Source organism: Pseudobutyrivibrio sp. AR14 (assembly GCF_900101325.1).
In the GTDB taxonomy this organism is placed as follows: domain Bacteria; phylum Bacillota; class Clostridia; order Lachnospirales; family Lachnospiraceae; genus Pseudobutyrivibrio.
Genome location: NZ_FMUY01000001.1, coordinates 251,514 through 277,523, shown reverse-complemented (window position 1 = coordinate 277,523; position 26,010 = coordinate 251,514). Strand labels below are relative to the sequence as shown.

At 37.5% G+C, this 26,010-nt stretch carries 19 protein-coding genes; all 19 read right to left on the bottom strand.

Going from position 1 to position 26,010, the window contains the following annotated elements; translation table 11 throughout:
• Positions 1–8 precede the first annotated feature (8 nt).
• Positions 9–1,022 (bottom strand): rod shape-determining protein, encoded by a 1,014-nt coding sequence (gene mreB, locus BLP50_RS01255; protein ID WP_176753650.1) that lies wholly within the window; start codon positions 1,020–1,022, stop codon positions 9–11.
• A gap of 49 nt (positions 1,023–1,071) precedes the next feature.
• The gene (locus tag BLP50_RS01250; RefSeq protein WP_330386035.1) at positions 1,072–2,358 is read right to left on the bottom strand and encodes a methionine gamma-lyase family protein; all 1,287 of its coding nucleotides are present in this window, start codon (positions 2,356–2,358) and stop codon (positions 1,072–1,074) included.
• A 1-nt stretch (position 2,359) separates the two neighbouring features.
• Complete coding sequence (gene miaA, locus BLP50_RS01245) at positions 2,360–3,298, bottom strand: tRNA (adenosine(37)-N6)-dimethylallyltransferase MiaA (RefSeq protein ID WP_090149704.1); 939 nt, start codon at positions 3,296–3,298, stop codon at positions 2,360–2,362.
• Complete coding sequence (mutL, locus tag BLP50_RS01240) at positions 3,298–5,226, bottom strand: DNA mismatch repair endonuclease MutL (RefSeq protein ID WP_090149701.1); 1,929 nt, start codon at positions 5,224–5,226, stop codon at positions 3,298–3,300. Before mutL ends, miaA begins: the two co-directional genes overlap by 1 nt.
• The gene (gene mutS / locus BLP50_RS01235; protein ID WP_330386034.1) at positions 5,226–7,835 is read right to left on the bottom strand and encodes a DNA mismatch repair protein MutS; all 2,610 of its coding nucleotides are present in this window, start codon (positions 7,833–7,835) and stop codon (positions 5,226–5,228) included. Before mutS ends, mutL begins: the two co-directional genes overlap by 1 nt.
• Before the next feature lie 12 nt (positions 7,836–7,847).
• Positions 7,848–9,428 carry an NAD(P)/FAD-dependent oxidoreductase gene (locus BLP50_RS01230; protein WP_090149697.1) on the bottom strand — a complete coding sequence of 527 codons (1,581 nt, stop codon included), beginning with the start codon at positions 9,426–9,428 and terminating at the stop codon, positions 7,848–7,850.
• On the bottom strand, positions 9,428–10,645 hold the full coding sequence (locus BLP50_RS01225) for an aminoacetone oxidase family FAD-binding enzyme (protein WP_090149695.1): 1,218 nt from the start codon (positions 10,643–10,645) through the stop codon (positions 9,428–9,430). Before BLP50_RS01225 ends, BLP50_RS01230 begins: the two co-directional genes overlap by 1 nt.
• Before the next feature lie 4 nt (positions 10,646–10,649).
• Entirely contained in the window at positions 10,650–12,332 is a 1,683-nt protein-coding gene (locus BLP50_RS01220; protein ID WP_090149693.1) for a putative polysaccharide biosynthesis protein, read from the bottom strand.
• Between the two features lie 5 nt (positions 12,333–12,337).
• On the bottom strand, positions 12,338–13,483 hold the full coding sequence (locus BLP50_RS01215; protein WP_090149690.1) for a DUF3048 domain-containing protein: 1,146 nt from the start codon (positions 13,481–13,483) through the stop codon (positions 12,338–12,340).
• 20 nt (positions 13,484–13,503) lie between these two features.
• The gene (gene ybeY / locus BLP50_RS01210; protein WP_090149687.1) at positions 13,504–14,001 is read right to left on the bottom strand and encodes an rRNA maturation RNase YbeY; all 498 of its coding nucleotides are present in this window, start codon (positions 13,999–14,001) and stop codon (positions 13,504–13,506) included.
• Positions 13,985–15,190 carry a hypothetical protein gene (locus BLP50_RS01205; protein ID WP_090149685.1) on the bottom strand — a complete coding sequence of 402 codons (1,206 nt, stop codon included), beginning with the start codon at positions 15,188–15,190 and terminating at the stop codon, positions 13,985–13,987. The genes ybeY and BLP50_RS01205 overlap by 17 nt, the downstream gene beginning before the upstream one ends.
• Entirely contained in the window at positions 15,187–16,176 is a 990-nt protein-coding gene (locus BLP50_RS01200; RefSeq protein WP_090149682.1) for a PhoH family protein, read from the bottom strand. The genes BLP50_RS01205 and BLP50_RS01200 overlap by 4 nt, the downstream gene beginning before the upstream one ends.
• A gap of 1 nt (position 16,177) precedes the next feature.
• On the bottom strand, positions 16,178–17,482 hold the full coding sequence (locus tag BLP50_RS01195; RefSeq protein ID WP_090149679.1) for a pyrimidine-nucleoside phosphorylase: 1,305 nt from the start codon (positions 17,480–17,482) through the stop codon (positions 16,178–16,180).
• Between the two features lie 21 nt (positions 17,483–17,503).
• Positions 17,504–17,983: a 23S rRNA (pseudouridine(1915)-N(3))-methyltransferase RlmH gene (rlmH, locus tag BLP50_RS01190; RefSeq protein WP_090149677.1), complete on the bottom strand. Its 480-nt coding sequence runs from the start codon at positions 17,981–17,983 to the stop codon at positions 17,504–17,506.
• 214 nt (positions 17,984–18,197) lie between these two features.
• On the bottom strand, positions 18,198–19,349 hold the full coding sequence (locus BLP50_RS01185; protein ID WP_090149674.1) for a chitobiase/beta-hexosaminidase C-terminal domain-containing protein: 1,152 nt from the start codon (positions 19,347–19,349) through the stop codon (positions 18,198–18,200).
• 6 nt (positions 19,350–19,355) lie between these two features.
• Positions 19,356–21,026, bottom strand: coding sequence for a formate--tetrahydrofolate ligase (locus BLP50_RS01180; RefSeq protein WP_090149672.1), 1,671 nt, complete (start codon positions 21,024–21,026; stop codon positions 19,356–19,358).
• A 16-nt stretch (positions 21,027–21,042) separates the two neighbouring features.
• The gene (locus tag BLP50_RS01175; protein WP_242869192.1) at positions 21,043–23,742 is read right to left on the bottom strand and encodes a DNA translocase FtsK; all 2,700 of its coding nucleotides are present in this window, start codon (positions 23,740–23,742) and stop codon (positions 21,043–21,045) included.
• 18 nt (positions 23,743–23,760) lie between these two features.
• Positions 23,761–25,209, bottom strand: coding sequence for a glycogen synthase (locus BLP50_RS01170; protein ID WP_090149669.1), 1,449 nt, complete (start codon positions 25,207–25,209; stop codon positions 23,761–23,763).
• A gap of 48 nt (positions 25,210–25,257) precedes the next feature.
• Entirely contained in the window at positions 25,258–25,986 is a 729-nt protein-coding gene (locus tag BLP50_RS01165; RefSeq protein WP_090149667.1) for a YebC/PmpR family DNA-binding transcriptional regulator, read from the bottom strand.
• Positions 25,987–26,010: the final 24 nt, after the last annotated feature.

The following is a 26,010-nucleotide window of genomic DNA, read 5'->3' as shown; positions in this document are numbered from 1 at the left end:
TCTAAATTCTATTTAAAGATGCGAGTCTTCATGCTATATCCGTACTGCTTATATTTATTATCAGCAAGAACAGAACCAAGTCCTCTTACGCATGATTCCTCTGGATCCTCATAATCATTAACTTTAATATTAGTAACTTCAGAGAATAAATCCTGAAGCTGGTGTAACTGTGATGTACCACCTGTAAGGTAAATTCCTGAATGAACAATATCCTTCGCAAGTTCTGGTGGAACCTTTTCAAGGATAAGTTTAACATTTGTACAAAAGCTCTCTAAATCAGCCTTCATAGCGTTATATACAGTATCACTCTCAACTTCCATCTCGATAGGAAGACCACTGACAACATCACGACCTACAACAGTAAGCTTCTCACCTCTGCCTGGCTGAGCAGAACCAATCTCCTCTTTTAACTGCTTAGCTGTCTTTTGACCTATAACAAGATTAAAGTTTCTCTTCATGTAGGTAACGATAGATTCATCAATTTGATTACCACCAAAAGGAAGAAGCTCTGAAAGTACAAGACCACCTAAAGAAATAACAGAAATCTCTGTAGTATCTGCTCCCAAATCAACAATCATAACGCCTGTTGGCTCAGAAACATCAAGTCCCATTCCTATAGCACAAGCGATAGGCTTCTCGCAAACTCTAATTGAATGAGGCTTGTTCTTAGACTTGCTGAATAAGTCTGAGAATGCCTTTTTCTCAACCTCTGTAATATCTGTAGGAACAGCTACAACAATATCTGCCCCCTTAATCTTGCCCTTTAAGTCCTTTTCAAGAACTTCAAAAAGCATTGTCTGCATATTATCAAAATCAGCGATAACTCCTGAAATGATTGGGAAAGATACATCAATAGTGTCAGGTGCCTTTTCAAACATTGAATAGGCATTGTCACCATATGAATACATCTGATTTTTATTAACGATTGCAATTGTGTTCTTAATGTTAGTGATATGATTATTTGAACCGCTGAAAATCTTAAGATTCTGGGTTCCTATATCAATACCAAATGAATTGGCCATGATTATCCTCCATATGTCTATTAATCCTTTTTACAAACCTCTTAAAAGTTTAACACAGTTGACTTTTGTTCACAAGGCAAGCATCTACCAGTTTTTGAAGGGACTTAAGGATTCCTATTTTTGCATGATTCCAAGTTAAGCCTCCCTGGAAGAATGCAGTATATGGTGCTCTAAGTGGACCATCAGCAGATAATTCAATAGATGAGCCCTGTACAAAAGCTCCTGCAGCCATAATAACCTGACTATCATAACCTGGCATATCCCATGGTTCTGGAGTTACATAAGAATCAACTGGAGCTGCAGCCTGAATACCTTCGCAAAATGCAATAAGTCCCTCTGGCTTTAAAAATGATACCGCCTGAATAATATCGTATCTAGGTTCAGTAGAATTTGGTATACATAAATAGCCAAGCTTCTCATAAACATTAGCTGCAAAAATAGCTCCCTTAAGTGCACCAGCTACAACAGTAGGTGCCAGGAAAAATCCCTGATAGAATGACTGCATTATACCAAGAGAAGCACCTACTTCCTTGCCAAGGCCAGGACTTGTAAGTCTGTGTGCAGCATTTTCAATACATTCTTTTTTGCCAACAATATATCCGCCAATAGGCGCAAGTCCGCCACCTGGATTTTTAATAAGAGAACCAACGCACATATCAGCCCCAACTTCAGTAGGTTCAATTTTTTCAACAAATTCGCCATAGCAGTTATCAACCATGCAAATAATATCTGGCTTAATTCCTTTTATGAATGAAATTAGCTCTCCTATCTGCTCTACAGAAAGTGTAGGACGATTTGCATATCCCTTTGAACGCTGAATTGTAACAAGCTTTGTCTTTGAATTGATAGCTGCCTTGATTCCATCATAATCAAAGCCACCATCAGCAAGTAAATCTACCTGAGCATATGTAATACCATATTCTGCAAGAGAACCATTAGATGGTCTGATACCAATTACCTCTTCTAAAGTGTCATATGGCTTACCTACTGGAGATAAAAGCTCATCTCCTGGACGCAAATTACTCATTAAAGCAAGAGCAAGTGCATGAGTTCCGCAGGTAATTTGAGGTCTAACAAGAGCATCCTCAGCCTTAAAAACAGATGCGTAAACTTTTTCAAGTGTGTCTCTTCCAACATCATCATATCCATAGCCTGTAGATGCATTGAAACACTCTGCAGCTACTTTATGCTCCTGCATAGCTTTTAAAACTTTAAGCTGATTGTATTCTGCGACCTGATCAATTTCTTTAAATCTAGGCTCTAAATCACTAATAACAGCCTTGCCGTATTCATATACTTCCTTTGAAATACCAAATTCCTTGTAAATCTCGTACACTTTAAATAATTCCTTTCTCTTTAAGCTGAGACAAAATATAATCCAAAAGCTGTCTGTCATCTTTTAAAACTGTTTTATCTAGCCATGTAACTTCTTTTTCTCGTCTAAACCATGTCAACTGCCTTTTGGCGTAATTGCGGGAGTTTTTCTTGATAAGCTCAACAGCATCTTCAAGAGATATATTACCATCAAGATAAGAGATGATTTCCTTGTATCCAATGCCATCCATTGATGTCATGCCAGGCTTACATCCCATAGCCAAAAGCATCTTGACCTCATCTAAAAGACCTGCTTTCATCATAATATCAACTCTTTTATCAATACGATTATAAAGCAACCCTCTATCATCATTTAGCACAAAATATGCAAAATTGTAAGGGCTTGTCCTTTGTTTTTCACGTTCATTATGAACAGAAAATTTCTCACCAGTCTGATGGAAATATTCTATTGCTCTAATAACTCTCTTTCTGTTAGCCGCAGGAATTGTGGACGCTGATTCAGGGTCAACTTCATTAAGCCTTGTGTGAAGAGCTTCATTGCCAAATTCATTAGCATAATCCTCTAATGATTTACGATAACTACCATCAATTTCCTGCTCTGTGAACTGAATATCATATAAAATAGCCTGAATATAAAAGCCTGTTCCTCCACAGATAATTGGGATTTTGCCCTTGCTATAAATTTCATCCATTGCCTCAAGAACCATCTTTTGAAATCTAACAACATGAAAATCTTCTGTAGGCTCAATAGCATCGATAAGATAATGCTTAACTCCATCCATTTCCTCTGGAGTAACTTTTGCTGTACCAATATCCATTTTCTTATAAACCTGCATACTGTCAGCAGAAATAATCTCGCCATTAATAGCCTTGGCGAGATTAATAGAAAGGGCTGTTTTACCAACTGCAGTTGGACCTGTTAAAATAACTAAATTTTTCATTAAACAATCCTTTTAAATTTCTTTGCTAATTCGTATTCCGAAAATGAAATCATAGTTGGTCGACCATGTGGACAATGATATGGATTATCAAGCTCCAAAAGGTCATTTATGAGAGTTTTAATTTCAGGTAATGATAATCTGTTATTACCCTTAACAGCAGCCTTACAAGACATGGATGCAACTCTCTCAACTATTATATCAAAAGAATCAGAAGCCTTGTATGACTGACAATCAGCAAGTGCCTCTAAGAAAAACTGTTTTGGATCCAAGCTAAATAAATTACCTGGAACAGCTGTGATTGCAAGCTCATTGCCACCAAATGACTCTACTCTATATCCCAGACTCTCGAAGGCCTCATGATATCTTTCGTATAAAAGAATATCCTGCTGTGAAAGAGAAATAATAACTGGTGGACTAACCATCTGAGAAGTCATTTCTTTATTCTTCAGACGAGCCATAGTTTTTTCAAATAAAACCTTTTCGTGAGCAGCATGCTGGTCAATTATATACATATTTTTATCGTACTCGATAATCCAATAGGTATCAAAAACTTGACCGATAATTTTATGCTCCTTAACTGCCTCTCTAGTCAGGAAACTAATCTGTTCATACTTTTCACCACCACTATTCTTCTCAGCAAACTTTTTTTCATAAGGAGTATCCTTTCGGATTTGACTAGTGATACTTGCTTTGATTGCCTCAAGTCTATTCTTTTCGAATGGTTCTGGTAGCTTGACTGGTTTGATCTCCTGTTCGGAAGATGATTCTGATTTATAATCGGCAATTAATTCATCGCTACTTGTATCAAGAGGAGTAGCTTTCTCTACGGATAAACTTTTATTTACAGATGTAGCTTTTTCAATTGGCTCAGGAATAATTGTATTGAAAGTATCGTTAAATCTAGGCTTTTCCTCCTCTACCTTAGCCTCAACAACATCTTCTCTTCTTCTGAGGCGGCTATTAATAGCCTTTGTAAGAATCTCGCATACTTTTGATTCGTTTTCAAAACGAACTTCTTGTTTAGTAGGATGAACATTAACATCCACAGCACCATCATTACAATCGATGTTTAATACAAAAAATGGATATTGATGACCCATCAAAAATCCGTAGTAGCCCTCCTCACAGGCGCGAGAAAGATTATTGCTCTTGATATATCTTTCATTTACAAAGAAATGCTCAAAAGCTCTATTTCCTCTAGCTATAATAGAAAGGCCAATATATCCTGTAATAGAAAAAAGCTCATCCTCATAACTAATATCTAAAATATTAGCTGCAATCTGGCGACCATATATCTGGTAGATAGTATCTGAAAGGGAACCATTGCCAGATGTCATCAGCTTTTCCTTGCCGTTAATTATAAGCTTAAATGAAATCTCTGGATGGGATAAAGCAAGATGCTCTACAACATCAAAAACATAACTGCCCTCTGTGCTCTCTGCTTTTAAAAACTTTTTTCTAGCAGGAGTATTGTAGAATAGCTGCCTAATAATAAATGTTGTTCCATCTGGGGCGCCAACATCAGAAAGTGATACTTCCCTGGCACCTTCTATAATGTAACTTGCACCAAGTAAATTATCTTTAGTCTTTGTAATAAGCTCAACTTTTGATACTGCCGAAATCGAGGAAAGAGCCTCTCCTCTAAATCCAAGAGAATGAACGTTATTTAAGTCTTCTGCATCTTTGATTTTGCTGGTAGAATGGCGAAGAAATGCCACCGGAATCTGGTCCTTTTCTATGCCGACTCCATTGTCTGTAATTCGAAGATACTCAATACCTCCACCTTTTATTTCAACAGAAATAGCTGTAGCACCAGCGTCGATACTGTTTTCAATAAGTTCCTTGGCAACGGAAGCTGGTCTTTCAACCACCTCTCCTGCAGCAATCTTATCAATTGTCTCTTGGCTCAATACATTAATTTTTCCCATTATTCATTCACCTTATTATGATACTCAAAGAGAATATTCATAGCTTCGAGAGGGGTAATCTGAGTTATTTCAAGATTCTTTAGCTCAGAAATAATATCAGCTTCTTTTTCTGAGAAAGTAACCCCTGACATATTCTTAATTTTCTCTTCTATATGTTCCTGAATAGCAATTTTATCTGTTACCGCAGCAATGTCATTTTCATTTAATGAATTAACAATAGTACGTGCTCTTGTAAGTACCTCCTCAGGCAAACCTGCAAGACGAGCTACCTGAATACCATAACTCTGATCTGCACCACCAGGAATAATCTTTCTAAGGAAAATAATATCCTCGCCCATCTCTTGAACTGAAATACAGTAATTATGAACGCCCTTTATCTGACCCTCTAGCTCAGTAAGCTCATGATAATGGGTTGCAAAAAGAGATTTAGCTCCAATATTGTAAGCAATATGCTCCACAACCGACCAGGCAATAGAAAGTCCATCATAGGTGGATGTTCCACGGCCTATTTCATCCAAAATCAAAAGGGATTTATTGGTGGCATTATTTAAAATATTAGCAACCTCATTCATCTCTACCATGAAAGTAGATTGGCCAGTAGATAAATCATCTGATGCACCAACACGAGTGAATATACGGTCAACAACGCCAATTCTAGCCTCTGTAGCTGGGACAAAGCTTCCAATCTGGGCCATGAGGACAATAAGTGCCACCTGTCTCATATAGGTGGACTTACCAGCCATATTAGGACCTGTAATAATAGCGATTGTATTAGTGTCTAAATCAAGGTAACAATCGTTTGAAATAAACTGATCATCATCTATCATCTGCTCAACAACAGGATGACGCCCCTCTTTAATATCAACTATTCCTCTATTATCAATGACAGGTCGAATATAGTGATTCTTGTCTGCTACAACAGCAAGAGAAATAAGCGCATCAAGGTTTGCTATAGCCTTGGCGGTAATTTGAATCCTATCAACCTGAGAAGCGATTGTATCTCTAACAGTCTTGAAAAACTCGTACTCTATAGTATTGAGTCTGTCCTCTGCTCCTAAAATACTATCCTCAAGTTCCTTTAACTCAGGTGTATAATAACGCTCTGCATTGGCAAGGGTCTGCTTTCTAACGTAATAATCAGGTACTAAATCCTTGTAGGAATTAGTAACTTCAAGGTAGAATCCAAAAACCTTATTAAACTTAATCTTAAGATTTTTGATACCTGTCTTTTCTCTCTCATTGGCCTCAAGGTCTGCTAACCACTTCTTGCCATCAATTTTAGCGCTTCGAAGTCTATCAACCTCGTCATTATAGCCAGTCTTAATAATGTCACCATCACGTGAAGAAATAGGCGGCTCTTCCATAATGGCCTCATCTATGAGAACATACAAATCTTTTAAATCATCAATATCATCATTGAGATTACAAAGAATTCTAGAGTGAAGACCATTTAAAATAGTCTTTATAGGCGTAAGCATACCAATAGACTGTTTAAAGGCAATCAAATCTCTAGGATTAGCTGATTGATAAGTTATTTTGGTAATAAGACGCTCTAAATCATAAACAGATGATAGATACTCACGAAGCTCTTCTCTATCAATCATCATATTTTTAAGCTCTTCTATTCCATCCTGACGCTTGATAATCTCATCAACAGAAATAAGTGGCTGCTCTATATATGCCTTGAGCTGACGAGCACCAAGAGCCGTCTTAGTCTTGTCCAATACCCATAATAAAGAACCGCGCTTTTGCTTATCTCTCATTGTCTCAGTAAGCTCAAGATTTCTCCTGGTGGAATTATCCAGAAGCATAAACTTACCGTCTGTGTATGGTGTGATATGGGTAAGATGCGCTAAATCAGATTTCTGAGTATCTTTTAAGTATGACAAAAGAGCTCCTGCAGAAATCTTGCCAATAGAAAAATCCATAAGTCCAAGGCCTTCAAGAGAATGAGCCTTAAAATGTCTAAGAATCTCTCTAGTGCAAAGAACATCATCAAACATAGAATCATCTAGAAGGGAGCTTGCGCAAGAAAGCTTTTCTGTGATACCAGAAATATCCATTCCAGATTCAAAAATTGATTTAGAATAAATAATCTCAGCAGGATTGAATCTAAAAATCTCATCCACAAGCTTTCGAACTGAATCAACCTCTGTAAGATAAAAATCAGCTGTAGAAACGTCACAAGCAGCAACGCCAAATACGCCTCTTTGATAAAAAAGAGCCATAATATAGTTATTGCTAGTCTCATCAAGAGCCATCTGGTCTATATTGGTACCAGGTGTAACTACACGAATTACTTCACGCTTAACAAGACCCTTCGCCTCCTTAGGGTCTTCTACCTGCTCACAAATAGCCACCTTAAATCCACGACTGACAAGGCGATTAATATAAGAATCTGCCGCATGAAAAGGAACTCCACACATCGGAGCTCGCTCCTCAGCACCGCATGCTTTACCTGTAAGAGTAAGCTCTAGCTCTCGAGAAGCAGTTTTGGCATCCTCGAAAAACATCTCGTAAAAATCTCCCAATCTATAGAACAAGATGCAATCTTCATATTCAGATTTAGTTTTAAGATACTCCTGCATCATTGGAGTGTATTCTGCCACAATTATTCCCACCTATTCTTTATTATTTGCTATAACAGCTTCTGCTACTTTCAATCCATCCATTGCAGCAGATGTAATTCCGCCAGCATAACCGGCGCCCTCGCCACATGGATAAAGTCCGCTAACATTTGATTGAAACAGCTCATTACGTTTGATTCTAACTGGTGAAGAAGTCCTACTTTCAACACCAGATAAGATAGAATCTAATCTATCGAACCCTTTTATTTTAGTACCAAAGAACCCCATTGCGTCAATAATTGAATCCCTTATTTCCTGAGAAAAAATCTCATGTAAAGGTCCAAAATCTGTAAGGCCCTTTGTAACACTATCAAAATCTCCGTAATTAGAGGAAATTTTGCCGGTTTTATAATCCCCAAAAAGTTGTTGAGGAATTTTACCATTACAGAACTCAAAGGCTTTATTCTCAATAGCGCGCTGATATTCAATACCGGAAAGTGGATTCGTTTTATCAAATTCTCTCCCACCAACAGTAACAACTATGGCACTATTAGCATTTTTGCTATCACGCTTTGAATAGCTCATTCCATTAACTACAAGGCGATTGGCTTCTGACGAGGAATTGACCACATATCCTCCAGGACACATACAAAATGAATATACGCCTCTTCCATTATCAAGATTACAAGCAAGCTTATATGCAGCAGGCTCTAATTCGTCAAATCTAGGACCATACATAGATTGAGAAATAATGGCCTGTGGGTGTTCTATTCTAAACCCTACTGCAAAATCCTTGGCCTCCATATCAAAGCCTAAATCATAAAGCTTTTTGAAGGTATCTCTTGCACTGTGTCCAATAGCAAGCACAACATTTTCACTAAGGTACTTTTTATCGCCAGCCAATACTCCCTTTATTTTTCCATCTTCTATAAGGAAATCCGTTACCTGGCAATTAAAATGAAACTCTCCCCCAAGGCGAATAATCTCATTTCGTAAATTCTTAATTACATCCTTTAAAACATCTGTGCCAATATGTGGCTTGTAGTCATAAAGAATATTGGAAGGAGCTCCAAATTTAACAAATGTCTCAAGGACAAATTTATTCCTGCCTAGCTTGTCATTTACAAGGGTGTTAAGCTTACCGTCTGAAAATGTACCTGCTCCGCCCTCTCCAAACTGTACATTGGATTTGGTATCTAAAACCCCTGTCTCCCAAAACTTAAGAATATCTGTAGTGCGCTGGTCAACTTCTTTGCCTCGTTCAAAAATAATAGGCTGCATATTGTTTAGGGCAAAGGCATAGGCTGCAAAAAGACCTGCCGGCCCTGCCCCAATAACAATAGGGCGAAGCTCTTTATCAAGCCTTGGAAGCGCATACTCCTTTTTAGAATATGGGTTAATATTATTTTCTTTTTTATTCTTATCTAAAACTTTTTTCTCTAAATTCCCAGCAAGTTCAACAGAAACCGAGTACACAAAATAAACATCCGGCTTTTTCCTGGCGTCCACAGATTTTTTGAGAATAGCCCAAGATGTTATATCAGATGATTTAACCCTAAGCTTTTTTGAAATAAGACTTAGCAAATCATCTGAAGAATGAGAAATATCAAGTTTTAGCTGATCAACTTTTAACATTAATTTTTATACCTTTTTAATATTTCGTTAGCCGCAATATCCGCAGATGTATAAGCCCAAGTCAGGTTATAGCCTCCACAAATACCATCAACATCAAGGACCTCACCTGTAAAAAATAAATCCTTGCAGGTCTTGGATTCCATTGTATTAGTATCAATGTCCTGAAGCGATACACCTCCAGCAGTAACTTGCGAGCTATCAAATCCCTTGGTGCCAGTAACATTAATAGAAAAATACTTGAAATTATAGACAAGATTAGCGATATCTTCATCGTCTAATTTATCAACTGCAGTATCACCATAAATCCTTGAATAACTGATAACAATAGATAAAATCTTTTCATTGCATAAGCCAAGAAGTGCACTTTCTACAGTTGCCCTAGGATTTCTACTAAATCTATCTCTGATTTCAGATGTAAGTTCCTCTTCGCTCATATATGGCGTGAAATCAAGCTTTATATCTGAAAGTCGTTTATCAAGCTCGTCAAATCCGATAAAACGGCTAATACACATAACTGGATAACCAGAAACACCGTCTTTATTAAACTGAATCTCGCCTTCACATGAGTGATCCCTATAAGTAACATTACCTATTGCTCTAACTCCAGCTAATTCCTTGAGACAGATATCTTTTGAAAGGACTCCAACAAGGGAAGGAGCAAGCTTTGTAACATGCATTTTATATTTCTGAGCCATCTTGTATCCGATTTTAGAAGAACCAAGAGTAGCTGCAGAAAGACCGCCTGAAGCAACACAAACGTATTTAGATTTAATTGAATCCCTATTGGTTGTAACAGTAAAAACATCGCCCTTAGATATATCAGTAACCCTGTTATCAAGAAGAACTGTCACACCAAGTGAATTAATCTCCGCCTCAAGTGAATCTCTAACTGTTTTAGCCTGATTGGTAAATGGATAATAATAACCGTCTAATGCCTTGTCGATAACACCTATCTCTCTAAGAAAAGTCCTAAGACTCTCATGAGTATCACCAATAAAATCAAGAGAACTCTCGCTGTAATAATAATCCTTGCCCATGCGACTATTAGTAAAATTGCAGCGACCATTTCCTGTAGATAAGATTCTGCGACCAACAACTCTATTTAATTCTACTAAACATACCAAAAGACCTGCCCTGGCAAGTTTAATTGCCAGAACAAGTCCTGAAAATCCTGCACCAACTATGCAAATGTCATAGATCTTTTCTTCGTCTTTCATTGGATTACCTCAATAAATGTAAGCTGTAAGCAATGTCGCATAATCTAGCTCCTCCAGGGAACTTAAGTAATGTTTCTTCGTCTATTCCCTTAAAGAAGAATAAAGCAAGGAAATATACAATAGCTCCAATTAAAATCGAAAGAAGGCAAGCTATAGCATTAGCTATACGAGCCGAAAGAGCAAGTGCAAATAACGCATTAAAGGTCTTATACATCAATAAAACTATAACACCCATAATAGCCGAAGCTTCAAAAGGCGCTAAAACCACTCTTCTAATATCAATGTAGGCTCCTGAATATCTCAAAACAGCTGACTGATTTAAAAAGCACATCATAAGCGCATAAAATGCATTTGCAACAACAACAGCGTAGATATTTAAATCAAATATAAACATCAATGCTAGAAGCACTAAAACATGTGCTACAAGAGCAATAAATGCGTTTTTAACAGGGATAATCATCCTATCAATACCTTGCAAAATAGCATTGGATAAAGTCGAAAGTGAATAAAAAACAATAGAGCATCCACCGATTACAAACATCATTGATGCAGTCCTAGAACTGTCATTAAATAATAACTGCATAATCGGACTAGATAGAACCATCATTCCAACTGCGCATGGGAAAGCAACTATCATTACGAAACGATTACCCATGTTAACCTGCTTTCTCACAAGCTTTTCATCCCCTGAGTTAAAAGCTGAGGTAAGACTAGGCACAATAGACGTAGCCATGGCGGAAGCTATCGCCAAAGGTACATTTATTAGGACTCGATATTTACCTGCAAAAATACCAAAAAGCGCATTGCTCTCCTTTTCGGAATATCCCTGTAACAGAGACACATTATTAAAAATACCCTGATCAATAAGGGAACTAATATTGTAAACCGTAGTACTCAAGAGTACAGGTAAAATAGTCAAAATCAAAACAGAGAAAATCTCAAAATAACTCTCTGTGGATCTATGCTTATCTCTCTTCACCATTTTCTTTAGCATCTTGCTAAAGGCATAGAAAATAAAGAGAATAAAAATTAATGCAAAGAAAGCTCCGGTGGATGTACCAAGGGTACCACCTGCGGCGCCAAATGCTGCAGCATATTCGTCTACATCTCCTAAAACACCACCAACTTTTTTGCCATAAGAAAAAAGTGCATTAGCTGCTACCACAGAAACAATAGCATTTACAATCTGCTCTCCAATCTGGGAAATAGCACTAGGAATCATAGTGCCAAGTCCCTGGAAAAAGCCTCTAAACACACCTAAAATCGCTACAACTAAAAGGGTTGGAGCTAAAACCTTTAGCGCTATAGCTGCTAAAGATTTCTTTAATATAACACCTGTAAAAAATTCTGCACCGAAATAAACTACACCGGCAGCTAACCCACCACTGATAAACGCAAAAATAAGGGCGCCGTGCAACACTCTCGTTGCGTCCTTAACGTGCCCTTTAGCAATTCTAGCAGATACCAGTTTAGAAACAGCCAGCGGTATACTGTAGGATGAAATAAGTAATATTATATTATAAATTTCATAGGCGGCTGCATAGTAACCATTTCCTGAATCACCAATAGTAGCTGTAAGTGGGACTCTATATAAAAGTCCCACTATACGGCTAACAATCGAAGCAATTGCAAGGATGGAACCTTGCATTATAAAACTAGCATCGCCATGTTTACTTCTTCTTGCCATGAGTATTATTTTGCCTTGCTAAAATCTGATTTCTTTGCGTAAAACTCGTTGTCTTTTCTGAAATCACCCTCGCCACTAGCCTGACAAGCCTGAATCCATGTCTGACCAACATTGAGCTGAATCTCTTCATTGGTGTCTGCATAATAATAATGAGTAACTTCTGTATCAGCATCCTTAGACCAAACGATATCTACCATCTTACCATTTGTGATGTACTTACCTGTACCAGTGTTGAATGAAAGTAAATATCCTAAGTACTGTGAACCCTGATATGTAAACCATGCAACATCCTGAAGAATAATATTCTTAGCTGTAAGCTGATTACCAGAAATTGCATCTACCTGTGGCTGATTGAACTCATATCTGTAATATAATCCATCATCCTCGTTGTAAATCCAATATGGCTTATTAGTATAGTAATAAAGCTGAACAGCCTGGCAATCCTCACCGTTCTCTAAATTGTTGCCATCGGCAGCAAACTTAAAGTGTGGCTCATAATCAGAAGGAAGTGTCTGATCATAACTGCGCTTTTCAATACCTATATCGATCCCCTCTGAATTAGTATAGAGAGTATGCTCTGACTTTCCTGTTCTATATGCAGCAGCCTTGCCCTTTGAACCCTCAAGAGTAAGAGCATTAAGGTTGTCTACAAGATTCTTGTCATCGATAAGCTCGAAAGCTGCTGGATTACCACCTGCATGCATGTAAATTGCATCATATTCGCTAGCAAAATATACGAAATATGGTCTTGAGCTTCGAATATTACCAATCTGGTCTAAACCAGAATAATCATCAAAAATAGCCATCATACGAGTGATGCCACCTTCTACAACGCACTCATAGATTACTCCGGCATTTTCAATACCATACTGTGGTAAGCAAGCCTTAGTGTTCTCAATCATAACTGCAACTGGACGCTGTCTACCATAAGAAGGATCAACCCACTCACCAGTAAGATAACTTCTTACACGTCCGTCCTCTGATGTCTGCTCCCAAAATGCAACAGAATCATCGACAGCTTCTACGCCCTCCTGGTCGTCAACAGTTGTCTGACCACTCTCTGCAACTTCTTCGTCCTTCTTTCCGCAAGCAATAAATGATGAAAGAGCCAAAGAAAATACAAGCATTGTTGATACTATTTTTTTCTTCATACTATTAGTCTCTCCTTTTCTTAGTCTCGAGAAATCCCAAGAGCATCTAGAATCTCTCTTTGTTTTTCTTCCATGACAGCGGCTTCATCCTCTGTCATATGGTCAAACCCAAATAAATGTAACATACTATGGGCTATGAGAAAAGCATATTCTCGAAGAACAGAATGACCGTATTCTTCGGCCTGTGAATAAATTCTTTCTTTACAAAGAACTATATCCCCAAGAATAACCTCTCCAGTTTCAGGATTGAATAAATCCTCATCAGCTTCTATTTTATCAAAAATTCCAGCAGATTCATACTCTACCATTGGAAAAGATAAAACATCCGTAGCTGAATCTATGTCACGGAATTCTTTATTGATAGCTTGAATCCCGTTGGCATCAGTAATTGTAAGGCTAATCTCTGCCTCAAATGGAAACTTAAGTAAATCCATAGAAGTGTTAATAACCTTTTTTGCTATATCCTCATAATCAAAATCAAATTTTGCGTCTACTTCATTTTCAATCAAGATTGTCATTTAAAATATCCTCATTTGCAAGAATTTCTCTAATGGTAAGGAACTGATTCATTGTAAGACCAGAATTGTCATATATACCCTTCTGAGAAAGTTCATTGATTGTCTGATATATAACCATATTTTGATTCCAGGAACTACTCATTGAATCCGAATCAAAAAGCTCTACCTTAGTAACTACAGAATCTACCATATGAACTATAGCTGATTCCTTAGAGCTAGGCAAAAAAACAATACCACCATATTCAGCTAAAATCTGAATCAAATCTCCAGGAAAACAGTAGTCATTAGCAATCTTAATAGCGTTATCAATAACCGGCTCCCCTTCTAATTTGCCAAGCCTATAGTAAAATCCTCCACATGCAGCAAGCTGGCTATTAGCTTTTATAGCTGAAGCGCACTTGCGACAAAGGTGCGAAACCCTAAGTGCATGTGTATATTCAATATAAGAAAACTTTCTAATATCCTGACAAAGGGAAAAGTCAGGGCTAAGAAACTCCTCATAAGAATCGGTCTGTGATTCTACAACAAATCTATTGAACAAAGGAACTATAAGAATAGTCACAACAGCAGAAATCAATCCATCAAAGATACCATAGATAAAATCTGTCATCCTAAGTTCAAGAAAATTAAAGTAGAAAAAGATTGTTGATATTAGCGTAGTAACAGCGAATATCAAAATAATGGAATATAGCTTATATATATTCTCCTCTCTCTTAATGAAATTAGAGAGAATAGAACCAAATAATACTAAAGTCACATAGCAAAGAACTATGTACAAGCTGTAATCACAGCAAAGTGAAATAATAATAACAAAATAAGTGCTTAAAACATTGGATAATCCATCATCAAAAACACATCCAGAGACAAGCGGAATAATAATAAGTGGTGCAAAGAAATCTGGAGCAAAAAAAGCACATAAAAACACTATAATCCAGTCTATAAAAAGTGCCGCTGTAATCTTTCCATAGGTAATATAATTGAACTCTGGAAGATGTCCCTTTAATCTTCTATCTGCTAGCAAAAGCATAAAAAGAAGAAAGAAACAAATATTGATAGCTGCAAGACAAATATACTTATCAACTAACACCCCTGAAAAAATACAAAGCAAAGTATTAGCGATAATAAACATCATTGTCATGCCAAGGGAATATCCTAGTCGTTTTGCAGAGAATCTGTTAGTATATTTCATTTTTTGGCCCTTCTTGATTTATTTTCAGCCTTTTTTTCATATACCTCATAGGCGTTAACAATTTTCTGTACAAGTGGATGTCTAACAACATCCTTAGAATCTAAAGTGCATACCTTGATATCCTCAATATTTTTAAGAATCTTCATTGCGTCATCTAGACCAGATTTCTGACCATTAGGTAAATCCTTTTGAGTCTGGTCACCAGTAATAACTGCCTTGGAACCAAATCCGATTCTTGTCAAAAACATCTTCATTTGAGCAGGTGTAGTATTTTGAGCCTCATCTAAGATAATAAAAGCATTATCCAAAGTACAACCTCTCATGTATGCAAGAGGAGCTACTTCTATAAGCCCCTTCTCCATATTGCGCTGAAAAGCCTCGGCACCCATAATCTGATATAAGGCGTCGTAAAGTGGACGCAAGTATGGATCTACCTTGCTCTGTAAATCTCCAGGTAAAAATCCAAGCTTTTCTCCTGCCTCAATAGCTGGTCGAGTAAGGATAATTCTGGATACCTCTTCATTCTTAAAGGCTGTAATAGCCTTGGCCATAGCAAGATAAGTCTTACCTGTACCGGCAGGACCAACGCCAAATACAATCATGTTATTAGTGATTGCATCAACATATTTCTTTTGTCCAAGTGTCTTAGGTGCTACAGGCTTGCCATTTGTGGTATGGCAAATAATCTCGCCTCTGGCCTCAGACACATCATGATTCTCTAACTTTTCCTGTTCGATTGACATAACGTAATTTACATCCTGTATTGTAATAATGTTTCCTGCTTTAGATAACTCTAAAAGCTCATTGACAATTATGTTGGCATGTTCAACATGCTCTTTATCTCCAGTGAGCTTAATATTGTCATCTCGAAGAATAAAGGAAATATTCATGCCATCTTCAATAGCCTTAATATTTTTGTCGAAATGGCCAAATATGTTATCTATATGCTCAGCTGGAATATTTATATTTAAAGAAAAATCGCTCATACTATTCAACAATATCAATAATAAGTTTCATGTGGTCACATTTATCCGGTGAAATGACAGTAGCCTTAAGAATCATATCCTTAGCATGGTCTGCCTTTGCCTGATCATTAGCATGGATATAGCAAATTGGCTCTCCTGCCTTGATAGAATCTCCTACCTTTTTATTTAAAATAATGCCTACTGACATATCAATAACATCATCAAAAGTCTCTCGACCACCGCCTAGCGACATAGATGCAAGTCCAAAAGACTCCGCCTTAAGAGCATGAACATATCCATCTATTTCAGCATTAACCGGGATAACGTATTTAGCTGGAGAAAACTTGTTAATGTCCTTTGCATATGTAGCATCGCCGCCCTGAGCCTCTATAAACTCAATAAATTTTGCATAAGCGCTGCCATTTTTAACAGCCTCTTCCATTAAAGCTCTAGCCTTAGCCTTGTCTGTTTCAATACCAGAAAAAACAACCATCTGAGAGCCAAGGGCATAAACAACTTCCATTAAATCCTCAGGTCCATTGCCTTTAAGTGCTTCAATAGCCTCAATAACCTCAAGATTATTTCCAACTGCATATCCAAGAGGCTCATCCATATTAGTAAGATAAGCTGCTATTTTCTTGTTAGCTCTCTTGCCGATATCAACCATTGATTTAGCAAGCTCAAGGGCATCTTCTTTATTTTTCATAAATGCGCCATCACCTACTGTAACGTCAAGAACAATTGCATCTGTTCCAGCAGCAAGCTTTTTAGACATAATTGAGCCTGTAATAAGAGAAATCTCATCAACAGTAGCTGTAACATCGCGAAGAGCATATAGTTTTTTATCTGCTGGTGCCAAGTTCTTAGACTGGCCAGTAACCGCAATTTTTATGGAATTAACCTGATCAATAAACTCATCCTCTGACAGAGAAGCATTAAATCCAGGAAAAGCCTCTAGCTTATCAATAGTACCGCCGGTATGTCCCAGACCACGACCAGACATCTTAGCCACAGGAACACCGATTGAAGCGATGATAGGTCCAAGTACAAGTGTAACTTTATCGCCAACTCCACCAGTAGAATGCTTGTCGATCTTAACACCATCAATAGACGATAAATCTAAAATATCACCTGAATCACGCATAGCCATAGTAAGGTCATATCGCTCTCTCACATTCATGCCATTAAAACAAATAGCCATAAGTAAAGCAGATATCTGATAATCAGGAATATCGCCTCTAGTGTAGCCGTCAATAATGTCCTTTATTTCTTCTGTAGAAAGCTCTTGACCTAGCTTTTTCTTTTCAATCAAATCATACATTCTCATGATTTATACCCCCGAGAGTAATTATTTATGATAAGGCTCGTTTTTCATAATACGCATAGCCCTATATATCTGTTCTAATAAAATAACTCGCATAAGCTGATGAGGGAAAGTCATCTTTGAAAAAGAAATCTGGTAATCGCATCTAGAATAAACATCATCAGACAACCCTAAAGAGCCTCCAATAACAAAAACTATGGAACTATTTCCTTGTATACCAAGATTCTCAATATATTTTGAAAAAGCAACAGAATCTAACTGCTGCCCAAGAATTGCTAAACCGATAACAAAGTCCCTATCATTAATATGCTTAAGTAAACGCTGGCCTTCTTTGTCCTTCACAATAGCTATCTCTGTATCAGATGCATTCTCCGAAGTCTTCTCATCTGGTACCTCAACAATGCTTAAAGAACAATATTTTGAAAGGCGCTTAGCATACTCATCAATTGCTTGTGTATAGAACTTTTCTTTTATTTTTCCTACGCATAGAATTTTTACATTCATGCTATTTATTTTAGACTATTTAGGGGGATTAAACAACTAAATATAGATAAAAGAAAAAGCAAAAGACACGCCTGCGGTGACGTGTCTTTCAAAGGGAGAATAATGTTATGAAAAATGTATCTCTTATCGAGATGATGTTATATTACAATTAAATTATGTTTAAAAAACGTGCTAATTGTGAACAAACTGTGAAACATCAATTCATCCCTAAATTTTAATTAATATAATATCCTCCCATGTAAATAGGACTTTCGTTGCCCTTTGAATCAACAATAATTACTGATAAAACACAGGAACCAGTTGTCAAAGTAAACGGTCCAGAATACTGAATACCATTATCACGAGGATTAGTGCCATCAAGGGAATAATAAGCAGTACAATCATCAGGTACATTGATAGAAATAGTCTGCTGGCCAGCGAAAGTTCCAGCCTGAGGGGTAACCTCAGGAGTGGAAAGCTTAACATATTCCACAGTGTATGAAGCACTTACTACATCTGAGTAATCACCATCACTATTTAACGCAACAGCTTTTATTTCAATAGTTCCCTCTTTTAAAGTGATTCCTTTGGTATATAATTTACCGGAAGTAATTGGATTCTTGCCATTAACAGTATAGAAAATCTGGCAATCCTTAGCAGCTGAAATAAAAATAGTCAAATCATCCTCATAAACACCACTTTCTTCAGAAAATGTAGGTGGTGAAACGAAATAACTGCTAACCAATTGACGTATTTCATCGTTAGGAGCAAGCTCCGCCAATGCGTGAATACTATCTAAATCCTTAAGCGCTGAATATGAGTTTAAAAGATAAGTGTATATCTTAGTATTGGTAGGGTCTAATTCTCTAGCCTTAGAAAGATACTCTACTGCCTTTTTATGCTCATTAAGGCGAGAATACATGCGGCCCAAGCCATAAATAGCCTCAAAAGAATCATCATCTATGGTATAAGCTTCCTCGTAAAAATTAAGGGCCTTGCCATAATTGCCATTCTCTTCTGCTTCAACAGCACTATTCATCAAATTGTTGTATGTGTGCTTGCCCATATAAGAGCCAAACACACAAAACAACAAAATAAAAACCACAAAGAATGCACCTGTATAAAGGATAAGATGCCTTTTGTCGAAATAGTTTACCTTTTTAGTGGTGATTTTAGGAAGCTTTTTAGCCTCAGGCACCTCAGGAGTGTTTTTATATACACCTGTAGCAAACTTTTCTTCTTTGGCTTTTTTCTTATCTTCTACAACTCTAGATAATAATTCTTCCTCTAAAACATCGTAAACAGGCACAAGCTGAATAGGCTCCCCACATTTTGGGCAGTATAAAAGCTTTGATTCAATTTCTTCTCCGCATTTTTTACATTTCATAGTTGATTAGAAAAGTCCTGTAATTACTCCGTCATCTGTAACGTCGATATTATTAGCAGCTGGAACCTTAGGAAGACCAGGCATTGTCATGATACTTCCTGTAACAGCAACTACAAATCCTGCACCAGCAGAAGCATATACCTCACGAACATTAATTGTGAAGTCAGTAGGTCTTCCAAGTTTTGAAGCATCATCAGAAAGTGAATACTGAGTCTTTGCCATACAAACTGGGAAATCACCCATTCCAAGCTCTTGAATTCTCTTAAGCTCTTTTAATGCTGCAGCTGAATATGTAACATCGCTAGCTCCATAAATCTCAGTAGCAACAGTCTTAATCTTGTCCTCAAGGGAAAGATTATTCTCATAAAGTGGCTTGAAATTGCTCTCCTTGTTCTCAAGAACATAAAGAACTTTCTTGGCAAGTTCAACACCACCTTCTCCACCTTTTTCCCATACTTCAGAAAGAGCAAACTCACAGCCTCTCTCCTGGCAGAAATCCTTAACGAAATTAGTCTCTGCATCAGTATCAGTAATAAATGAATTGAGAGTTACTACTACTGGAACTCCATACTTTTGAAGGTTTTCAATGTGCTTTTCAAGGTTAACAATACCCTTTTTCAAAGCATCTAAATTCTCTGTAGTAAGATCAGCCTTAGGAACGCCACCATTGTACTTAAGCGCACGGATTGTTGCCACAAGTACAACGGCATCAGGCTTAAGGCCAGCCATTCTACACTTAATATCAAAGAATTTCTCAGCACCTAAATCGGCACCAAATCCAGCCTCTGTAATAGTAATATCAGCAAGCTTCATAGATGCCTTAGTAGCACGAACTGAATTACATCCATGAGCAATGTTTGCAAAAGGACCACCGTGAACAATAGCTGGAGTATGTTCAAGTGTCTGAATAAGGTTAGGCTTGAGGGCATCCTTTAATAAAGCTGCCATAGCGCCAGTTGCCTGTAAATCATCAGCTGTAACTGGCTTGCCATCAAATGAATATGCAACGATGATTCTTCCTAGACGCTTTTTAAGGTCATGCATATCATCTGCAAGGCAAAGAATAGCCATAATTTCAGATGCAACTGTAATAACAAAATGATCCTCTCGAACCATTCCGTCCATTTTTGAACCAAGTCCAACCACGATATTTCTAAGGACTCTATCATTCATGTCAAGGCATCTTTTCCAAACAATCTGTCTAGGATCGATTCCAAGTGAATTACCCTGCTGAATATGATTATCAAGCATAGCTGCCAATAGATTATTAGCAGATGTAATAGCATGAAAATCGCCTGTAAAGTGAAGGTTTAAATCCTCCATTGGTACAACCTGGGCATATCCGCCACCTGCTGCTCCACCTTTGATACCAAAACAAGGTCCAAGTGAAGGCTCTCTAAGAGCAAGACAAGCTTTCTTTCCAAGAACACCCATAGCCTGTCCAAGACCAACAGATGTTGTAGTCTTACCCTCTCCGGCTGGTGTAGGATTGATGGCAGTAACAAGAACAAGCTTACCATCCTTGTTGCTTTGGATTTTAGAAAGCAACTCATCAGAGAATTTAGCTTTATATTTACCATATAACTCTAAATCATCCTCTTGTATATCAAGGCTCTTAGCTACCTCCTTGATATGAATCATCTTTGCTTCCTGTGCGATTTGAATGTCTGACTTCATTTCCTAATAGACTCCCTTACTGTGCTTTTAATAGTTCCTCAAACTCTGATATAGACATACGGATTTCTCTTGGTTTAGTACCCATCTCAGGACCAACAACCCCTGCTTCTGCTAGTTGATCCATAATACGAGCCGCTCTATTGAAACCAATTCTAAAGTTTCTTTGCAGGTAACCAATAGAACCCTTTTGATTTTCTATAACAAGACGACCAGCTTCAGCGAACAAAGCATCTCTGGAGTTGTCTATTTCTCCAGTGATAGAAACCGTTGAGCTAGCAGCCTCAGAGTTTTGAATTTGAGCCTCAATATCAGAATCATAATCAGCTGCTTCGTTATTAGATTTGAGGAAATCAACAACGGAACTTACCTCGTCATCGCTGACGAAAGCGCCCTGGATTCTGACAGGTTTTGAAAGGTTCTGAGGAGCATAAAGCATATCACCATTACCAAGTAGGTCCTCAGCTCCATTCATATCGAGAATAACTCTCGAATCATTTCCTGATGAAACAGAAAAAGCAATTCGAGAAGGGACATTAGCTTTAATTAAGCCTGTAATAACATTAACAGTAGGCTTCTGTGTAGCAATAATCAAATGAATACCAGCTGCACGTGCAAGCTGAGCCAAACGAACAATAGAATCTTCTACATCAGCTGCCGCAACCATCATAAGGTCAGCAACCTCATCCAATATAATTACAATCTGAGGCATCTTTTGTCTCTTATCCTCAGAAATTGAATCAGGAAGAGAATGCGTTGATACCTTTTCATTGAAACCTTCTATGTTACGAACTCCAGCTGCCGCTAAAAGCTCATATCTATCTGTCATTTCCTTTACTGCCCAATGAAGTGCTCCAGCTGCCTTTTTAGCATCAGTAATAACTGGAAGAAGCAAATGTGGAATACCATTGTAAACAGATAGCTCAACCATCTTAGGGTCAACCATTATCATCTTAACTTCTTCAGGAGTAGCATGATAAAGAATACTCATGATAATAGTATTAATACATACTGACTTACCTGATCCAGTAGCACCTGCTATAAGTAAATGTGGCATCTTCTCAATATTGCCAACTATTACCTTACCTGAAATATCCTTACCTACACAGAAAGATATCTTAGATTTAGCAGCCTTAAATTCCTTAGAAGATACAAGTTCCTTAAATGAAACCATTGATTTAACTTTATTAGGAACTTCAATACCAATAGCAGATTTACCAGGAATAGGTGCTTCTATACGCACATCAGTAACTGCCATATTAAGTTTAATATCATCCTCAAGATTGAGTACCTTAGAAACTCTAGTACCCTCTGCAATCTCAAGCTCATAACGGGTAACAGAAGGACCTAAAGTAACTTCTGTTACATTGGCCTGGACACCAAAATTACTGAGCGTCCTTTGAAGCTTGCCTGCCATCTCAGCAAGATATTCTTTCGAATCTCCTCCGGTGTTCTTAGCATCCTTAAGAAGTGAAATAGGCGGAAGCTTAAAGGCCTTTTTAGGCTTATTACTACTGCTTGAGATAGTATTTCTAATAGTGTCAGCTGTTTTATTAATATTTTCAGCTGATGCTCTCTCTTTCTTAACCGGTGTCTCTGCAACAGGAGCAGAGGTAACAACTGCCGGCTCCGAAGGCTGTGGTGTATTAATAACAAAAGGCGACTCTTTTACAGGCTCTGCTACAGGTGTAGACTCTACTGGAGGTACTGGCTCAGCAATAGCTGGCGCTGCCTGCTCAGAAGAGAATCTATGGCTGCTCTTCTTCTTTTCTCCAGCACGAAGCTTGTGACGACTAGTCTTAGTAATCTCTAGGTCACTTTCACCCTCGGCCATATTAAATCGAATCTCGTCTACGCCATCACCTAAAGCAGCTGATTCAAAGGAATCAGAAGCAAGAGTAGTATCACTAGTAATACCAGTGTATTTTCTCTCACGTCTAGGTCCATCCTTTTGATTCATCTGTTGACGCTCAAGTTCTTTTTGTTCTTGAATTCTATTTAAAACAGCCTGTCTATCTGAATTAAATCGAGTCTGATTAGCCTCGCGCTCCATCATCATTCGCTCACGTCTAGCTCTACGCTTAGCTGCCGCTTTATCAGCATGGTACTGAGAGGATCTTTGAACTCTATCAAAGGCGAATCTTTCGATTATGATGATTATACACACAATCATAACGATTAAATCAATAAGATAAGCCCCTAGAAGACCAAAACTATCATAAATACCATATACAATAAGACCACCGATAAGGCCACCACCATTGTGACTCTCCTTTGAAGCAGCGAAAGCATCAAGTGGCAATTTAATCTCCTGCCCATTCATTAACAATTCAACAAATGTAGCTATAAAAATAAGCAGAATAAAACCAGCCACAACCTTAGCAATCGCGACCTTATTACCATAATTTGAAATTATAAAGAATGCTGAAAATGCTACCATGAATGGTAAAACATATTGGATAATGCCAAATACTCCAAAGAAGAAATTAGCAATAGCATTACCAATTAATCCTCCAATTCCAAAATTGCTAACACAGAGCAAAATACACATTCCTATGGATCCCCAAAGAATTATCTCTCTAGTGGAATCCTGAAAAAATGGGTCTTCGAACTCATTCTCCTCAACCTTTTTTGATTTTGCCCTAGTGTTGCTTTTTTTAGAACTAGTACGTTTTGTATTTGATTTTCTTGTAGAATTATTCTTCCCTTTTGTTGCCAAAATAAAACCTCATATTTATTAACCAATTAAATAGTTATAAATATTCTCGTATTTTTCCTTTTGTACGGCCCATGAATAATTTTTACTCATGCCCCTTTCAATCATCTTATTCCATTGAGCCTTTTTTTCGAAGTATATAAACTTACTATAGTTGACAGTATTGAGAAGCTCGTCACCATTGTAATTGGCAAAAGAGAATCCATCTCCTGTCTTCATGTATTCGTTATATGCTTCAACAGTATCACTAAGACCGCCAGTCTCTCTGACAATAGGAACTGTTCCATATCTAAATGAAATAAGCTGTGTCAAGCCACAAGGCTCGAATCTGGATGGCATTAAAAATGCATCCGCAGCTGCATAAAGCTTGTGTGCAAGCGCATCATCGTAACAAATATTAGCAGAAATCTTTTCTGGATATTTCCAAGCATAATGTCTAAACATATTCTCATACTTGGATTCGCCAGTTCCAATTACTACTAGCTGTGTAAAGTCATCAACAATACCCTCTATGCAGTAATTAATAAGGTCTAATCCCTTTTGGTCAGTAAGACGAGAAATAAGACCTATCATATATTTTTTAGAATCAACCTCAAGCCCAAGCTCCTCCTGAAGCTTAGTCTTATTGATTTTCTTCTTCTGTCTAAAATTAGAAACATCGAAATTCTTGTAGATTTTAGAATCTGTAGCAGGATTGTATACTTCATTATCAATACCATTAATAATGCCCTGCATATCATAATGACGAGCTCTAAGAAGCCCATCTAATCCCTCACCATAGTATGGCATTTGAATTTCGTCGCAGTATTTAGCAGAAACTGTTGTAATATAATCAGCATATACAAGTCCGCCTTTAAGCATGTTTCCGCACTTTTTATACTCAAGCTTATCAGGGGTAAATAAATTATAAGAAAGACCAGAGATACCTGCTACGGTCTTAGTGTCCCACATCCCCTGAAACTTAAGATTGTGAATAGTCATAACCGACTTCATCCCCCAGAAGAACTGATCTCCTTGGAAATCATTCTTAAGGTATACTGGAATGAAGCCTGTCTGCCAATCATGACAATGAATAAGATTAGGCTGAAATCCTATAAGTGGAAGCATAGAAAGTACAGCCTTGTCAAAAAATATAAACTTCTCTAAATCCCATCTATCCTCTGAATATGGATAGAAGCAGTCAAAATAATCATGATTATCTATGAAATAGAAAATAACTCCATCTAATTCATACTCAAAAACCCCAACATACTTTGTCCCAACAAGTGGTCCCATATTCATTTGAAAACTAGTAAGATATTTAAAATCCTTTTTATATTTCTCAGGAATAAATGTATAATAAGGCAAAACTACTCTAACATCAAAATATTCCTTAGAAAATTCTTTAGGTAAAGCACCGCAAACATCTGCTAAACCACCGGTTTTAACAAATGGAACGCACTCACTAGATGCAAAAAGTATTTTGTTCATCGACTAACCCCTCAATTAATCTTTATATTAGTTGGGAAACCCACTCATTTACTCATCCCAGTTATGATATACATTCTGAACATCATCATCTTCATCTAAAAGATCAAGAATCTTGTTGATCTTGTAGAGATCCTGCTCATCAGTAAGCTCAACATAAGTCTGAGGAACCATTGTAACTTCGGCATCAGCCATAGGAATATTCTCAGCCTCAAGAGCCTCTCTTACTGCAGAGAAATCCTCTGGAGTTGTGTAAACTTCGAAGCAGTCATCCTCTTCTGAGAAATCCTCAGCACCTGCATCAAGTGCTATCATCATAAGATCATCAGCATCCATAGAGCAATCCTCTTTTGAGATGATAATCTGCCCCTTCTTATCAAACATAAATGAAACGCAACCAGGAGTACCAATGCTTCCGCCGCCCTTAGTGAAAGCTGAACGAACATTAGCAGCTGTACGATTACGGTTATCTGTAAGACAATCTACAATAATAGCTGTACCATTTGGACCGTATCCCTCGTATGATACTGACTCCCAGTTAACTGAATTCTGGTCACCAGCAGCCTTTTTGATACCATTTTCAATTGTAGCATTTGGTACGTTGTTAGCCTTAGCTTTTGCGATAACATCGCGTAATTTAGAATTATTATTAGGGTCTGGACCGCCTTCCTTAACTGCTACAGCAATCTCACGACCAATTATTGTAAAAATCTTTCCCTTTGCAGCATCATTCTTCTCTTTTTTGTGCTTAATGTTAGCAAATTTTGAATGTCCTGACATAAAATTCTTTTACCTCTCTTCTAT

What these genes read in the sequence shown, in the direction of transcription:
- BLP50_RS01195 (WP_090149679.1), bottom strand. Translation starts at nt 17,482, where the DNA reads ATGAGAATGTATGATTTGATTGAAAAGAAAAAGCTAGGTCAAGAGCTT.
- BLP50_RS01170 (WP_090149669.1), bottom strand. Translation starts at nt 25,209, where the DNA reads ATGAACAAAATACTTTTTGCATCTAGTGAGTGCGTTCCATTTGTTAAA.
- BLP50_RS01200 (WP_090149682.1), bottom strand. Translation starts at nt 16,176, where the DNA reads ATGAGCGATTTTTCTTTAAATATAAATATTCCAGCTGAGCATATAGAT.
- BLP50_RS01225 (WP_090149695.1), bottom strand. Translation starts at nt 10,645, where the DNA reads ATGAAAGACGAAGAAAAGATCTATGACATTTGCATAGTTGGTGCAGGA.
- BLP50_RS01185 (WP_090149674.1), bottom strand. Translation starts at nt 19,349, where the DNA reads ATGAAATGTAAAAAATGCGGAGAAGAAATTGAATCAAAGCTTTTATAC.
- BLP50_RS01220 (WP_090149693.1), bottom strand. Translation starts at nt 12,332, where the DNA reads ATGGCAAGAAGAAGTAAACATGGCGATGCTAGTTTTATAATGCAAGGT.
- rlmH (WP_090149677.1), bottom strand. Translation starts at nt 17,983, where the DNA reads ATGAATGTAAAAATTCTATGCGTAGGAAAAATAAAAGAAAAGTTCTAT.
- mreB (WP_176753650.1), bottom strand. Translation starts at nt 1,022, where the DNA reads ATGGCCAATTCATTTGGTATTGATATAGGAACCCAGAATCTTAAGATT.
- BLP50_RS01215 (WP_090149690.1), bottom strand. Translation starts at nt 13,483, where the DNA reads ATGAAGAAAAAAATAGTATCAACAATGCTTGTATTTTCTTTGGCTCTT.
- miaA (WP_090149704.1), bottom strand. Translation starts at nt 3,298, where the DNA reads ATGAAAAATTTAGTTATTTTAACAGGTCCAACTGCAGTTGGTAAAACA.
- BLP50_RS01180 (WP_090149672.1), bottom strand. Translation starts at nt 21,026, where the DNA reads ATGAAGTCAGACATTCAAATCGCACAGGAAGCAAAGATGATTCATATC.
- BLP50_RS01230 (WP_090149697.1), bottom strand. Translation starts at nt 9,428, where the DNA reads ATGTTAAAAGTTGATCAGCTAAAACTTGATATTTCTCATTCTTCAGAT.
- BLP50_RS01165 (WP_090149667.1), bottom strand. Translation starts at nt 25,986, where the DNA reads ATGTCAGGACATTCAAAATTTGCTAACATTAAGCACAAAAAAGAGAAG.
- mutL (WP_090149701.1), bottom strand. Translation starts at nt 5,226, where the DNA reads ATGGGAAAAATTAATGTATTGAGCCAAGAGACAATTGATAAGATTGCT.
- ybeY (WP_090149687.1), bottom strand. Translation starts at nt 14,001, where the DNA reads ATGACAATCTTGATTGAAAATGAAGTAGACGCAAAATTTGATTTTGAT.
- BLP50_RS01205 (WP_090149685.1), bottom strand. Translation starts at nt 15,190, where the DNA reads ATGAAATATACTAACAGATTCTCTGCAAAACGACTAGGATATTCCCTT.